This window comes from Synechococcus sp. BL107 (assembly GCF_000153805.1).
Classification (GTDB): Bacteria; Cyanobacteriota; Cyanobacteriia; order PCC-6307; family Cyanobiaceae; genus Parasynechococcus.
The window spans coordinates 1,399,900-1,413,375 of sequence record NZ_DS022298.1 but is presented as its reverse complement, the minus strand read 5'-3'; the positions used below and the strand labels follow the sequence as shown (position 1 = coordinate 1,413,375).

The following is a 13,476-nucleotide window of genomic DNA, read 5'->3' as shown; positions in this document are numbered from 1 at the left end:
AAGAACAATCCCACCAACCCGATGATGATCAGGCTGGTAGCTGATCGCCCGTGGAATAGCCCGCACAACGCTGCTCATCCAGATGAGAAATATGCTTACGCTCCGTGTAATAAAGCTCTTGATAACGCAGAGCATCACGATTCAAATCATCGAATAACGCTTGGATTCGCATCTCCATATCCGTGTTGTCGTGGGGGTCGGTGATCTGCTGGATCTGATCGATCAGAACAGCAATACAAGACTCCAACGTTTGCAACCGCTGACCACCCCATGCCTCCAAGAGATGGCGGCAGCGCTTCAAACTTTTCTGACGCTCCAACAGCGCTGCCGTGCCACGCAGGAGCTCCAGCGGCTCCGCCAACGAGACCCGTTGGAGTTCTCCAGGTTCCAGCAAGGGCGTCAGACGCGAGACCAAAGCACTGTTTTCCAGCAAGAGTTGATCGGTCAACAAACGGGGTAGATCCAGATCATCCAAACCGTCTCCGGCATCGTCACAACGACTAATCGCCTCCAATCGACCCACCCCCAGATTCGTTTCCTCGAGTTCGGTAATGGCAGCCCATAGATGGCGATGGTGCTGGATAGCGAAATCTTCCAGCTCCCGCTGACGCAACTCCTGACGAATCACAGCTCGATGGCGAGGGCAATGCAGGTACAACCGCAGCAGATCGGCTTCGGAACGCTCTCGCTGGCTGATCTCACCGGGCTGCTCATGGCGGCTGGATCGGCCATGCCAACGCTGCCCCTTCACTTGTTGACGCAGGTCTTCCTCGAGCTGCAAGGCAAGGCGTCCCTGACCTCCGCTCAGCCGCTCTGCCACCCGCTGGAGGTAATGGGTGCGCACGGCCGACTGGGGCAGCTTCCCCAACAACGCCACCAGCGAACTGACCGCTTGCTGAAATTGATCTGCACGACTCAGATCACGATCAGCCAGAGCCTGCTCGATCTGCCAATCGAGCCAGAGCGGCGCCTGATCCAAAAGCGCCCGGTAATCGCCAGCGCCGTGATCTTTAAGGAACTCATCAGGATCCTTACCCGTGGGCAAGTGAAGAACGCGCAGCTCCAGTTGACCCTGAAGCGAGAGTTGCTCCACCTCACCGATCGCTCGATTCGCCGCACGAACCCCAGCACCATCTGCATCGAAATTGAGCACGATGCGCTTGCTGTCGGTAACGCGACACAGCTGGGTGATTTGTTGACTGCTGAGGGCCGTCCCGAGAGATGCCACCGCATTGGTGATTCCGGCAGCGTGAAGGGCGATGACATCGAAATACCCTTCGACAACCACGGCGCGGTCATCCTTTCGGATGGCATTGGACGCCTTATCAAGGCCAAAGAGGTGTTTTCCCTTCTCAAACACCTCCGTTTCTGGAGAGTTGAGGTATTTCGGCTCACTGCCATCGAGGCTGCGACCACCAAAACCGATCACGCGCCCCTGGCGGTCGTGAATCGGCACGATGACGCGGTGACGAAAACGGTCGTAAAACCCGTTTCCCCCCTTACGGGGAACCACCAATCCAGCCGCTTCGAGCAAGTCTGGAGCCAGTCCCTCCACTTGCTGCAAATGATTCAGCAGGCCATCCCATTGATCCGGGGCATAACCCAATTCAAAGGCGTCCTGGACGGCCGGACTGAGTCCACGTTGTTCCGTGAGGTAGTTGAGGGCCTCATGACCAGCTGGACTGCGCAACTGGGTGCGAAACCAACCCGAAGCGAGGGCCAAAGCGCGTTGGAGCTTGTCGCGACGCGAGAGCTGTTGGCGTAATCGTTCCTGCTGTGGACCATCAACCGTCTCAATCGGTAGCTGGTAGCGACGCGCCAAATCCAGCACCACATCGCTGAAGCTCTGACGCTGAAACTCCATCAAAAACTTGATGGAGTTGCCCCCTGCCCCGCAGGAGAAGCAGTAGTAGAACTGTTTAGCGGGAGACACCGTCATCGACGGTTTGCTGTCGTCATGGAAAGGGCAGATGCCGACGAACTCGCGTCCCTTTTTCTTCAGAACAACGTGCTCACCAACCACGTCAACGATGTCGGCCCGCTCCTTCACGGCCTCGATCGTTCGGGGATGTAAGCGGGCATTGACCATCACACCATTCTGCGAAGTCGCAGGACACCGTCTACCCCGCGATTCTCAAACCGATGCCTGACCCCCAGACGGCCTCCCCTTGGTGGGCCAGTGAGCAGGCAAAAGGCAGTCGCTCCCTGATTCTCAGTTCGCTTGCCTTCAGTTTGATGACCGTCTGCGTCAAGCAACTGAATGGCCGAATCCCTGTCACTGAAATCGTGCTCGTTCGGGCAATCATCAGCTTGGCGCTCACCGGGATGGGCTTGCGGTTGGCGGGGGTACAACCGTGGGGCACCGCCAAAGCTCGCGGACTTCTCTTCGCAAGAGGGATCGCAGGGAGCATGGCGTTGCTGTGCTTTTTTCAAGCCATCGACACATTGCCCCTCGCCGCTGCAACGGTGCTGCAGTACACCTACCCAACGTTCACCGCCCTCGCAGCCCTGTTCTTGCTCGGGGAATCCTTGCGCAAAAGAATTATTTTTGCGGTGTTGCTTGGCTGGGTGGGTATCACGTTTGTGGTTCAACCGGACTGGTTAACCGGTGATGTTCAAGCGTTGCCTCTAACGCCAGCTCTGATTGGCATCTTGGGTGCGCTGTTCACAGCCTTGGCATATGTGAGTGTGCGCCGGTTATCGGCCACCGAACACCCCCTGGTGATCATTCTGTATTTCCCACTCATTTCTGTTCCGATCACTCTCCCTTGGGTCATCGGAACAGGGGTTTGGCCCATGGGAGTGGAGTGGATATGGCTTCTGGGCGTTGGCGTGCTCACGCAGCTAGGCCAAATCTGGGTGACGGATGGGCTGCGTCGCCTCCCCGCGGCAAGGGCCACATCGATCAATTACATCCAGGTGGTTTTTGCTGCGAGCTGGGGTTGGCTGTGGTTTTCTGAATCGATCAGCCTTTGGCAAATTGGCGGAAGCGGTCTTGTTCTGATTGCGACGATGATCAGCCTCTCTGCGAAAAACAATCAGCCAACTTGAAGGATTGAATCAATAATCAAGGCCAGTGATTCCACCTCAATGGCTTAATTTTAGGGGAATATTGAGAATTTTTTTCGTTCAGACATTCTCGGACCTAATAACTAAAAACTTAAGACCAAGGACGAGTCAAATCCTACTAAAAGAACATCAATAAAATAAAAATGGTTGATCAGTTCATTCGATCAAGCAATGGAGGCAAACAGGCAACATTCAAACGATGGGCGCTAAGCCTTGCTCTGACCCAGCGGATACAGCAACCAAGACTGTTGATCCTGGTCTGGACCATTTGGCCGCGCCAGCCGCCAGCTCTCGCCACGCTCACCCCGCTGTAGATAAACCTCAAAAGGACTATCGACCTGCACGCGATCGCCGGGCAGCTGCCAATCAAACCGGCCTGACACCCGAAGGCCACGCTCCTCCCCAAGATTGAGGGCTTCTTGTTCCTCGACGCGCACACGGCTGACGTTGGGGGTCAACGAAATGGGTGGAAGATTCAAGGATTTTGAAATGGCCGTTTGGGTGAGTTGAATCTGCAGGGAGAGCGCCTCATTCAACAAAGCCCTGGGGGGCTGAGATCCGCCACAAGCCGTCAACGACAAAAGCAGCAAGAGCACGCACAACCCATGGACGACGTAGCGCCAAAGAGCGCTGCCAGGATGGGATTGGGACGGGACAGACAGAGACAGCTGCGGCAACATGACGCGGTTGATTCGTTTCTCCATGATCGGCTGGCTGCAAGGACGGCACATGGAGTGCTGGACCCAGGGAAATCGCAGCGGAGTGCTGCTGGTGTGTGCGGGAGTGGGCTACGAGGTGCAACTCACCTCACGCCATCAAAAACAACTCCAGCCTGACAGTGAACTCACCCTTTGGATCCACCAAGTGCAACGGGAGGATGGAAGCAGCTTATTTGGCTTCCCCTGTCGCCAAGAACGGGACCTGTTTCGCCTGCTGATTGGCGTCAATGGCGTTGGGCCCCAAGCCGGTTTAGCGCTTCTGCATGAATGCAAGCCTCATGAATTGGTCGCAGCGATTAGCGGTGGAGACCTCAAACGGCTTTGCCAAGCCCAAGGCATCGGTAAACGCACAGCCGAGCGCCTCGCCGTCGACCTGCGCACCCCGATCGCGGCATTTGGCGGGCTCGATCCCCAACCATCCCTCGTGGAGGGACTGGCCTCAGAACAAATCCCCGAAGCGGGAGAGGACGTGGAAGCCACGCTGATCAGCCTGGGCTACGACGAACTCGAAATTCGCCGAGCCATACGCGCCATTGCCGATGGGGCCAGTGGTGTGCCGCCCTCCGGCACCGATCAAGACGGTTGGCTACGGAGTTGTCTTCAATGGCTGAGCAGGGAATCCGCTTAATCGGAGACTTCGCGTCGAAAAGGGGGCCATCAGTCGGTAAGATGCTTTTTTGCAATGACAGGGCCGCCCCCCGCGCATGTCGCTTGATACCACCGAAAAGCAACAGCTGATCAACTCCCACCAGACCCACGGCACCGACACCGGCTCCGCAGAGGTTCAGGTGGCCATGTTGAGTGAGCGCATTAATCGCCTCAGCAGCCATCTTCAGAACAACATCCACGACTTCTCTTCCCGTCAGGGACTACTGAAGATGATTGGACGCCGCAAGCGCCTTCTCAATTACATGCGCAGCAAGAGCGAGCAGCGCTACAGCGAGACCATCTCCAAGCTGGGCATCCGCGGCTGATCGGGATCCCTCATGGCTGAGCAACGCAGCCCGCTTCCCTTTGAGCCAAAAGGCTCAGGGAAAGCGGCAAAAGAACCTGCTGGGGTGAAGCAAGAAGCCATTCCCCGTTATGTCGCAGACCGGATGGCCCGTCGCGTCGCGATTTTTACAGGACTTCCGTCCCTTGCGGGCATGGGGGTTTTTGTTGCCAGCTACTTCGTTGTGACACGAGATATTGCAGAGATACCACCTGGTGCAACGTTGGTTGGATCGGGTTTTTTCTTTGTTCTTGGCCTCGTTGGCCTGAGCGTCGGGGTCCTAACGGCCAGCTGGGACAAGGAACCTGGATCTCTTTTGGGATTCGAGAATTTCAAGCCAAATGTTCAACGCATGCGTGAATCGATTCGGGCGCAAAAGCAGTCAAAGGGAAACGGAAAAGATCAATAAAACAAAGAAATCTGTGGACAATAAAATCCCTTCCCCAGCATACAAAAATCCTTAAACAAATTAATTACCTTATGAAATCAATGCAATAACTGATAACAATAGGCCATAAAAGCTTAAAGTTAACATCTATTCGCCAATATTTCTGTTGAGCCAGGTCTAGCAATCAGCGCTATACATCAACCCAGCACAAGCCGATCACTACAACGCGCTGTAAACGATTGATCATTCAATGCTTGCACGGCAGCAACTGGATCTCGCACACAGAATTGTGCACCAAGCCGAACATAACGAACCGAGTCTCCGAGACAAACCTCAGCCACCACTGGAACTTTCACGCCGAGCTCATCGCGCTCAGGACGATATTGCGTCAAACATTCACGTAATTTATGTTGAACAGCGATGTCATTAGCTTGATCAGAGGGAATCTGAACAAGGAGCAATTTGAGGTCATCAATGGCACGACAGTCGTCAATGATCAACTGAACACGTTCATCGCGTCGATCGACGCCAGCCCACACGAGCAAGCGAGCTTCTGCCATCAGATGGTCGGCCAAGCGGGCATAACTTTTGGGAAACACAACCGCTTCACAACTACCGGTGAGATCTTCAAGTTGCAAAATGGCCATCCGATCGCCTTTTCGCGTCGTGACTTGACGCAATTCAGTGATCATCGTGATCGCGCTGACCTTGGCTTTATCCGGCTGCTCCTCCAAGGAACCCAAGCCAATGGGTGCCAACAAACGCGATGAAGGAGTGAGCTGTTTAAGCGGATGATCTGAAAGATAAAAACCAACAAGATCTTTCTCCAGTCTGAGCTTTTCAGAGGGGGGATAGTCCGGAACAGGCGCCGCTTTCGGCGCCATGCTGAGATCCGTCGGACCATCGTCCTCCGCTGGGGCAGCCATGAGGTCGAACAGATTTCCCTGACCACTATCTCGATCCTTTGCTCGAGAGGAGGCCCAATCCAAAAGCAGATCGAGATCTGCCATTAACTGCGCTCGGTTGGCATTCGGATCCATGGCATCCATTGCTCCGCAATGGATTAAGGATTCCAAGCCACGGCGATTCAAAACGCTGGATGGAAGGCGATCACACAGATCTGCCAAGGAACGGAACGGACCATCATTTTCACGGGATTCGATCAAGCGCCGGATCGCACCATCTCCAAGATTTCGAACCGCCGACAAGCCGAACAAAATTCGATCGCCGTTGGGAGTGAAATCGATGAGTGAGGCATTCAGATCGGGAGGCATCACCTCAATCCCCATGGCATTGCAATTGGAGATGTAGCGCTGCACCTTGTCGGCGGCGCCAGCATTCACGGTGAGCAAAGCCGCCATATAGGCCACTGGGTAGTGGGCCTTCAAGTAGGCGGTTTGATACGTCACCGCTCCGTAGGCAGTGGAATGACTCTTGTTGAAGCAGTACTCGGCAAAGAGCACCATCTGATCAAATAATTCGTCGGACACTTTCACATCGACACCGCGCTCTTTCGCACCCTCCACAAAAATGCCGCGATGCTTTTGCATCTCGGACACCTTTTTCTTACCCATCGCCCGACGCAGGAGGTCTGCCTGCCCCAGGGAATATCCCGCTAGATCTTGCGCGATCCGCATAATCTGTTCCTGATAAACCATGATTCCGTAGGTTTCACTCAAGATCGGCTCAAGAATCTCGTGGGCAAAATCAATCGCCTCGCGGCCATGTTTTCGATTAATGAACTTTGGAATCAAGCCGGCATCAAGCGGACCAGGCCGATAGAGGGCCAGAATTGATGAAATATCTTCAAGGGATGAGGGCTTCAGATCTCTAACGATCTGACGCATGCCGCTTGATTCAAGTTGAAAGATCCCCTCTAAATCACCACGAGCGAGCAACGCAAAGGTGTCGGCATCCTGGGGAGGAAGCTTGTCGGGATCGATGCGTGTCCCGCTACTAACCTCAACAAGTTCCAGCGTCTTATCGATCATTGTGAGGTTTTTAAGCCCAAGAAAATCCATCTTGAGTAAACCCATCGACTCAACATCTTCCATGAAGTATTGAGTAATGACCTGACCATCGTTGTTGCGCTGGAGGGGCACAAGTTGATCGAGGGGATCAGCAGCAATCACCACACCTGCCGCATGAACACCAAAGGTTTTGTTAGTACCTTCAATCCGCATCGCCATATCAACCCAGTGCTTCACAGCAGGGTCACCTAAGTATTTTTCGCGAAACTCCGGATTGGGCGACTCATCTCCGATCATGGCCTTCAATTTGGCCGGCTTACCCCGAACGACAGGAATCAACTTGGCGAGACGGTCGGCATCTCCATAGGGAATATCGAGCACCCGGGCCACATCCTTGAGGACGGCCTTGGATGTCATCCGGTTAAACGTGATGATCTGGGCAACTTTGTCGTCGCCATAGCGTTCAGTCACATAATCGATCACTTCACACCGACGTTCAATACAGAAATCGGTGTCGATGTCAGGCATGGACTTCCGTTCTGGGTTGAGGAATCGCTCAAACAGCAAGCCATTGCTCACCGGATCGATGTTGGTGATCCCCAGGGCGTAGGCCACCAAGGAGCCCGCAGCAGACCCCCGACCTGGCCCCACTGGGATGCTCTGCTCCCTCGCAAAACGGATGTAGTCCCAAACCACAAGGAAGTAGGTGGGGAAACCCATCTGCTCCATGATTTCGAGCTCATGGCTCATCCGATCGGCATAGTTTTCAGCAATCGGATCGTCGGCCTTGAGCTCCAGTCGGTCACGCAACCCCTGCAGCGTCACCTCACGGAGATAGGTCACTGCCGTGTGCCCATCGGGGATGGGGAAGCGTGGCATTTGGTACTTACCGAGGATGTCGTAGTCCTCAACCTTCTCCGCCACCTTGGCAGTGTTCGTAATGGCCTTTTGGACAACATCAGGGTCTAAATGATCCGTAAATAAACGGCCCATCTCTTCTTCTGTCTTGATGTATTCCGTACCGGTGTAGCGAAGCCGTTTTTCATCGCTAATTAACTTTCCAGTAAGCACGCAGAGGAGCGCATCGTGCGCCTCCACATCCTGTTTCGTGAGGTAGTGGGCATCATTCGTGGCCACCAATTGAATGTTGAGTTCCTCGGCGATCTTGACAATTTCGGAATTAACAATTCGATCTTCAGGAGAACCATGATCTTGGATTTCTAGATAAAAATCGTCTCCAAAAACGTTCTGATACCAGCGGGCAACATCGCGAGCGACTTCGGGACGACCGCGCAAAATCGCTTGGGGAATCTCTCCTCCAAGACACGCCGTGGCAATGATGAGCCCTTCGCTATAGCGCTGGAGTAAATCTTTATCGACGCATGCCCGGGAAAAGATTCCACGGCCCCGCATGCCACGCAGATGACTAATGCTGGTGAGCTTCACCAGATTGCGGTACCCGATGGCATTCTTCGCCAAAACAACGAGGTGATATCGCTTCTCTTTTTTCGGCTGAGGATCATCAATCGAACCATTGATGACATACATTTCGTTGCCAATGATTGGCTTGAGATCGGTTCCCTTACAAAGTTTGAGCAGTTCAATCGCGCCATACATCACACCGTGATCGGTGAGGGCGATAGCGGGCATGCCCAGCTCCTTCGCCCGTTCCACCATCGACGGCAGCTGAGACGCCCCGTCGAGCAGGCTGTAGTCGCTGTGGTTATGGAGGGGAACAAATGCCATGGACCCAGATTAGGGCCCAACGCAAGATCAAGCGTATCGCTGCACGACCAACCACCACATCTGGCGCTTTTTAAGGCACCAAAGCGGCCTGCGGGCGTTGGGACAACACATCAGCCGCTTGTTCGTATTGGTGGGCAACCTGCAACAAACGCGCCTCATCGAGCACATTGCCGATCAACTGCACGCCGATGGGCAGCCCCGCCTGACTAAAACCGCAGGGAACACTGATCGCAGGTAAACCAGCCAAATTGACGGGGATTGTTAGGAGGTCCGCCAGATACATGGCCAAAGGATCATCTTTATGGGCACCAGCCTTGAAGGCCGTCGAGGGCGCCGTAGGGGTAAGCAGCACATCCACCGATTGGAACGCGGCATCAAAATCGCGGCGGATCAAGGTGCGCACCTGCTGTGCCTTTTTGTAGTACGCATCGACATATCCCGCGGAGAGTGCATAGGTGCCGATCAAGATCCGCCGTTGGACCTCTTCACCAAAGCCTTCAGCCCGACTGCTCGAGGTCATCGTGGCCAAACTCTCCGCATCCGCAGCCCGAAAGCCGTACTTCACGCCGTCGTAACGAGCCAAATTGGCCGATGCTTCTGAGGGAGCAATCACGTAATACGTAGCAATGCCATCGTTAAAACGAGGGCAACTCACCTCAACCAATTCAGCACCAAGGGCCTCAAGCTGTGCGGCTGCCGCCTGTACAGATGCTTTGACTTCGCCATCCAACCCCTTGGCGTCAAAGCATTCCTTGATCACCCCCACCTTCAACCCCTTGATCGACTGATTCAGACCTGCTGAATAATCGGGAACGTCGACGTTCAGACAGGTTGAATCGCGCGGATCAGGTCCGGCAATCACCTGCAACAGCTCAGCCGCATCGGCCACGGTCGTCGCAAAAGGGCCCACTTGATCAAGGGAGCTCGCAAACGCCACCAGACCCCAACGACTTACGCGGCCATAGGTGGGTTTCAAGCCAACAACACCGCAGAAAGACGCTGGCTGACGGATCGATCCGCCGGTATCAGAACCCAGCGACGCAATACAACTGCCAGAGGCAACCGCCGCCGCACTTCCACCAGAGCTACCGCCAGGAACGTGGTCGAGATTCCAAGGGTTGTGCGTCGCCCCAAACGCCGAGGTTTCAGTCGAGCCACCCATCGCAAATTCATCGAGGTTGGTTTTACCAACCAGTACGCCTCCGGCCTGCCACAGACGCTCCGTGGCGGTGGACTCATAGGGCGGAACGAAATGTTCAAGCATGCGGCTTGAACAGGTGGTTCGCACACCTCGGGTGCAGAGGTTGTCCTTAATCGCCAGCGGCAAACCAGCTAGCGGACCAAGCGATTCACCGGCGGCACGGGCAGCATCGATGCGATCCGCATCGGCCCGAGCTCGCTCAACCGTGATCTCGTTGTAAACACTGAGGGCCGGCTCAGCTGATTTCAGCCTGTCGATGTGCTGATCAACAAGCTCACGGGATGAAATATCACCGTTCTGCAGTTGCTGACGCCACGCGCTGATCGTCATGGTCTTGCGATCCATTGCAGGGCCGACGCTATCAGCCGTCTGTCACCCCTCACTGGTGATGGTTAAGGGTTCACCCCTTCGTGTGCGCAGCAATGAATGGCTGATGGACTGGGGATGCTCGGAATTGATGTCGTCCAAGAAGGTGGACAACTGGGACTCCAAACCTGATTTGCTGATAAACGGACCGAACCAGTAGGTGACATCTGGCCCAGACGTTTGGATCCGAGCCCACCAGGCAACACCGAGGCCATTGGCGAGGCTTCGCAGTGGCCGAATCAGGGGGCTCATTGGGGCAAAGGTGAGTAAGAGCATTTTGACCTGCGGACAGGCCATTGAGCTCATCAGTTATGGGGAAAGCTTGATGCTCTGATCGAACTGAAGGTCCAGTTCAGGTTTAGATCCGGTCAAATCAAGCTCAATCGTGGGTGCAAGGGGAGGGGAATCCTCTTGAGGAGACTCCGTTTTCATCACATCCGAGTGTTCAGAACCCGTATCGGACAACTGTCGATTGAGCGATGCGTTGTCTTCGCTTGCGTGGTCAGATGCTGATAGTTCAGTGTTCGAAGGATCAACATTCGACGGATCTGTCTTCGACGACTCTGCCTTAATCGTTTCGAGCACGGGCGTTTCAGACACGGGAGGAACCGGGGGGGAGACCACTTGCGTTTTCACCTGGGGACGCACAATCGGCGGCGACGGAGCCTGGCCATGAATGTCCTTCATCCAGTTGCGACGAGCCACCTCGTACACACACATCGCAGTCGCTACCGAGGCGTTCAAGCTGGGGGTGATACCACGCAAGGGAATCCGCACCAATTGGTCGCAATGGCGCCGGGTGAGCAACGACAGACCCTGGTCTTCTGAACCAGTCACCAAGACGAGCGGACCATCTAAATCCACATCCATGAGCGTGACGTCTCCCTCGGCGGCGAGGCCGATCACCCTGTACCCCGAATCCTTGAGCTTCTCAAGGGAGCGATTGAGGTTGACGACTCGAGCTACTGGCAGATGTTCCATGGCACCCGCAGCCACTTTGGCGGCTGAGCCCGTTAAACCTGCACTCCGACGTTGTGGCAGAACAAGACCATGGGCCCCCATCGCCTCGGCAGACCGGACGACGGCACCAAGATTGTGGGGATCGGTGATCCCATCGAGGGCAAGCAACAAGGGGGGCTCACCAAGCTCGGAGCAACCATCGATGAGGGCGTTTAGATCCAGGGTGTCTGCAGCGGCGGTCTGGAGAGCAATGCCCTGGTGAACAGAGCCTCCTGTGACTTGCGCAAGCCTCGCCCAGGTGACTTCTTCCACCAACACACCCGATGCTTTGGCTTCCCGGAGCAATTGGAGAAATTTGGAAGCACTGCGCATCTCTGGCGTGCACCAAATCCTGTGAATCGGGCGGCCTGATTCAAGGGCTGCCTGGGATGCATGGCGCCCCCAAATCAAATCATCTGCAGGCGGCGTCGAGGCTTCAGCCTCGGGCGGCAGATTGGGACGCTGGGAACGGGGAGCCGAGTCGCCAAAGCGGGGCCTTTGGGACGACTGGCGACGTTCATCGCCGGAACGGTATCGATCGGGTGATCGTTCAGAACGATCACGGAAGCGTCCTTGGGCCGAGCGATCCGAACGGAACCGATTCGGAGCCGAGGAACGCGCGCCCTGGTCATCACGACGTTCATAGGGACGCTTGCCATCGTCATCAGGGCGACCTGAAAAGCGCGGAGAACGATCTTCTCGGCGATCTTCTCGGCGTCCATAGGGGCGCGATCCCTGCTGATCCCTTTGGCCGTAGGGGCGAGGGCTAGAGCCGTCCCGGCGTCCGTAGGGACGATCGCCTGATGAACCGTAACTGGAGGGTCGCTCTCTCTGAGGACGATTACTAGACGAACGATTACTGGAAAAGCGATCTTTCGAAAAGCGATCACCCGATGGGCGGTCGCTTGACGACCGATCGGAAGGGCCGCGATCGCGAGAAAAGCGGTCATTCGTAGAACGATCGTTCGAATAACGCTCAGTTGATGAGCGACTGCTGGATGAACGATTCCCATAAGGACGATCACCGCTCGGGCGCTCCCTCGACGGTCGGCGGTCGTCATATCCCCGCGGCGATCTGCTGTCGGAATTCCGGCTGGAATAACCAGACGATGACGGGCGTCCTCCAGACGAGCGACCACTGCCAGACCCTCCCTGGCGACCATCGCGGGAGGGGCCGCCGGAACGACGTTCAATGCGAGGGCTCATGGAGTTGGGGGCGGGGTTATCGAATTGGATCCGGCCATCTCCAGTTGATCAAGGAGCTCAGCCAGCCGGACTGGGTTGTTCAGAAACAGCCAGCCAACCATTGTCTCAAACCCTGTGGCCCTTCCATACACAGCCGCGTCCGCTCGCCGCGGACCACGCCCCGCACTATTACGACCCCGTCGGACCAGATCAAGCTCGTCATCGTGAAGCAAATCATGTTGTTCAAGCCAGGCCAAAAGGTTCGACTGGGCATCAGCGCGAACCTCGGCGACGACAGCCTTATGCAATGCATCGGAGCGTCCTGGACGAGCTCCCAGACGAAGGCGCTGATGCAGCTCCCAAACAGCATCCCCAATCCATGCAAGCTGAAGAGGCCCGAGCTGATCAGCTCCACCGCGTCCAGCTTGGGCTCGAATCCAATCGCTCAAGCCGACAAGTTGCTAAGAGCCGTCGGCACATCATTGACGAGGTGAAGGAACTCCTCAAGGCGCACCAATTTGATGGTTTGCGCGACGCGGGTGTTCCCTACAAGTTGAAAGGCACGTTTGGAATCGGTGCACTGCTTTGCAAGCTGAACCAGAGCACCCAATCCAGACGAGTCGACAAAGTCGATCTTGCTGAGATCGAACAATGCAGGAAGTTTGTTGGCTTTCAACACATCAGAGGCGTATTCCGAAAATTGTTTTTCGGAATACGCATCGAGTTGCCCGGTGAAATGAAACACCAGACATCGATCCTTTTGTTCAAAACCGCCGCGAAGTGAAACGGTGAGTCGTTGAAGCTCGCTGATGGGTTCAAGCCCCCCGGGCATTCGGCACGAA

General features: G+C 55.5%; 12 protein-coding genes. 4 read left to right on the top strand and 8 right to left on the bottom strand.

Annotation, left to right across the window (positions count from 1 at the left end; all coding sequences use genetic code 11):
- Positions 1–28: 28 nt before the first annotated feature.
- Entirely contained in the window at positions 29–2,089 is a 2,061-nt protein-coding gene (gene dnaG / locus BL107_RS07295; RefSeq protein ID WP_009789662.1) for a DNA primase, read from the bottom strand.
- Positions 2,090–2,142: 53 nt separating this feature from the next.
- On the opposite strand from dnaG, the gene BL107_RS07290 reads away from it, so the two are divergent.
- Entirely contained in the window at positions 2,143–3,051 is a 909-nt protein-coding gene (locus BL107_RS07290) for a DMT family transporter (protein ID WP_009789661.1), read from the top strand.
- A 224-nt stretch (positions 3,052–3,275) separates the two neighbouring features.
- Here the strand turns inward: BL107_RS07290 and BL107_RS07285 are convergent, their stop codons facing one another.
- A complete protein-coding gene (locus tag BL107_RS07285; protein WP_006169905.1) occupies positions 3,276–3,800 on the bottom strand; it encodes a hypothetical protein in 525 nt (174 codons plus the stop codon).
- Here BL107_RS07285 and ruvA point away from each other — a divergent pair.
- The 3 genes from ruvA to BL107_RS07270 all read left to right on the top strand — a co-directional run bounded on the left by ruvA (position 3,772) and on the right by BL107_RS07270 (position 5,188).
- Positions 3,772–4,416, top strand: coding sequence for a Holliday junction branch migration protein RuvA (ruvA, locus tag BL107_RS07280; protein ID WP_009789659.1), 645 nt, complete (start codon positions 3,772–3,774; stop codon positions 4,414–4,416). The two genes, BL107_RS07285 and ruvA, sit on opposite strands and share 29 nt — an antisense overlap.
- 76 nt (positions 4,417–4,492) lie before the next feature.
- Positions 4,493–4,762: a 30S ribosomal protein S15 gene (gene rpsO / locus BL107_RS07275; RefSeq protein WP_009789658.1), complete on the top strand. Its 270-nt coding sequence runs from the start codon at positions 4,493–4,495 to the stop codon at positions 4,760–4,762.
- 12 nt (positions 4,763–4,774) lie between these two features.
- Positions 4,775–5,188, top strand: a complete 414-nt coding sequence (locus tag BL107_RS07270; RefSeq protein WP_006169771.1) for a PAM68 family protein — start codon at positions 4,775–4,777, stop codon at positions 5,186–5,188.
- A gap of 176 nt (positions 5,189–5,364) precedes the next feature.
- On the opposite strand, the gene BL107_RS07265 is transcribed toward BL107_RS07270, so the two are convergent.
- The 6 genes from BL107_RS07265 to BL107_RS07240 all read right to left on the bottom strand — a co-directional run bounded on the left by BL107_RS07265 (position 5,365) and on the right by BL107_RS07240 (position 13,466).
- Positions 5,365–8,883, bottom strand: a complete 3,519-nt coding sequence (locus BL107_RS07265) for a DNA polymerase III subunit alpha (RefSeq protein WP_009789657.1) — start codon at positions 8,881–8,883, stop codon at positions 5,365–5,367.
- Positions 8,884–8,953: 70 nt separating this feature from the next.
- Positions 8,954–10,429 carry an Asp-tRNA(Asn)/Glu-tRNA(Gln) amidotransferase subunit GatA gene (gene gatA, locus BL107_RS07260; RefSeq protein WP_009789655.1) on the bottom strand — a complete coding sequence of 492 codons (1,476 nt, stop codon included), beginning with the start codon at positions 10,427–10,429 and terminating at the stop codon, positions 8,954–8,956.
- Positions 10,430–10,456: 27 nt separating this feature from the next.
- A complete protein-coding gene (locus BL107_RS07255; protein ID WP_037988870.1) occupies positions 10,457–10,702 on the bottom strand; it encodes a DUF1816 domain-containing protein in 246 nt (81 codons plus the stop codon).
- A gap of 57 nt (positions 10,703–10,759) precedes the next feature.
- On the bottom strand, positions 10,760–12,655 hold the full coding sequence (gene rlmB / locus BL107_RS07250; RefSeq protein ID WP_037988270.1) for a 23S rRNA (guanosine(2251)-2'-O)-methyltransferase RlmB: 1,896 nt from the start codon (positions 12,653–12,655) through the stop codon (positions 10,760–10,762).
- Positions 12,652–13,083 (bottom strand): ribonuclease III domain-containing protein, encoded by a 432-nt coding sequence (locus tag BL107_RS07245; protein WP_009789651.1) that lies wholly within the window; start codon positions 13,081–13,083, stop codon positions 12,652–12,654. Before BL107_RS07245 ends, rlmB begins: the two co-directional genes overlap by 4 nt.
- Positions 13,080–13,466 (bottom strand): STAS domain-containing protein, encoded by a 387-nt coding sequence (locus BL107_RS07240; protein WP_009789650.1) that lies wholly within the window; start codon positions 13,464–13,466, stop codon positions 13,080–13,082. The genes BL107_RS07245 and BL107_RS07240 overlap by 4 nt, the downstream gene beginning before the upstream one ends.
- Positions 13,467–13,476 lie beyond the last annotated feature (10 nt).

Bases quoted from the DNA above. Each gene is read 5' to 3' on its own strand.
- BL107_RS07265 (WP_009789657.1), bottom strand. From the start codon at position 8,883: ATGGCATTTGTTCCCCTCCATAACCACAGCGACTACAGCCTGCTCGAC.
- BL107_RS07255 (WP_037988870.1), bottom strand. From the start codon at position 10,702: ATGAGCCCCCTGATTCGGCCACTGCGAAGCCTCGCCAATGGCCTCGGT.
- BL107_RS07270 (WP_006169771.1), top strand. From the start codon at position 4,775: ATGGCTGAGCAACGCAGCCCGCTTCCCTTTGAGCCAAAAGGCTCAGGG.
- BL107_RS07240 (WP_009789650.1), bottom strand. From the start codon at position 13,466: ATGCCCGGGGGGCTTGAACCCATCAGCGAGCTTCAACGACTCACCGTT.
- BL107_RS07285 (WP_006169905.1), bottom strand. From the start codon at position 3,800: ATGTGCCGTCCTTGCAGCCAGCCGATCATGGAGAAACGAATCAACCGC.
- gatA (WP_009789655.1), bottom strand. From the start codon at position 10,429: ATGGATCGCAAGACCATGACGATCAGCGCGTGGCGTCAGCAACTGCAG.
- dnaG (WP_009789662.1), bottom strand. From the start codon at position 2,089: ATGGTCAATGCCCGCTTACATCCCCGAACGATCGAGGCCGTGAAGGAG.
- ruvA (WP_009789659.1), top strand. From the start codon at position 3,772: ATGATCGGCTGGCTGCAAGGACGGCACATGGAGTGCTGGACCCAGGGA.
- rlmB (WP_037988270.1), bottom strand. From the start codon at position 12,655: ATGAGCCCTCGCATTGAACGTCGTTCCGGCGGCCCCTCCCGCGATGGT.
- BL107_RS07290 (WP_009789661.1), top strand. From the start codon at position 2,143: ATGCCTGACCCCCAGACGGCCTCCCCTTGGTGGGCCAGTGAGCAGGCA.
- rpsO (WP_009789658.1), top strand. From the start codon at position 4,493: ATGTCGCTTGATACCACCGAAAAGCAACAGCTGATCAACTCCCACCAG.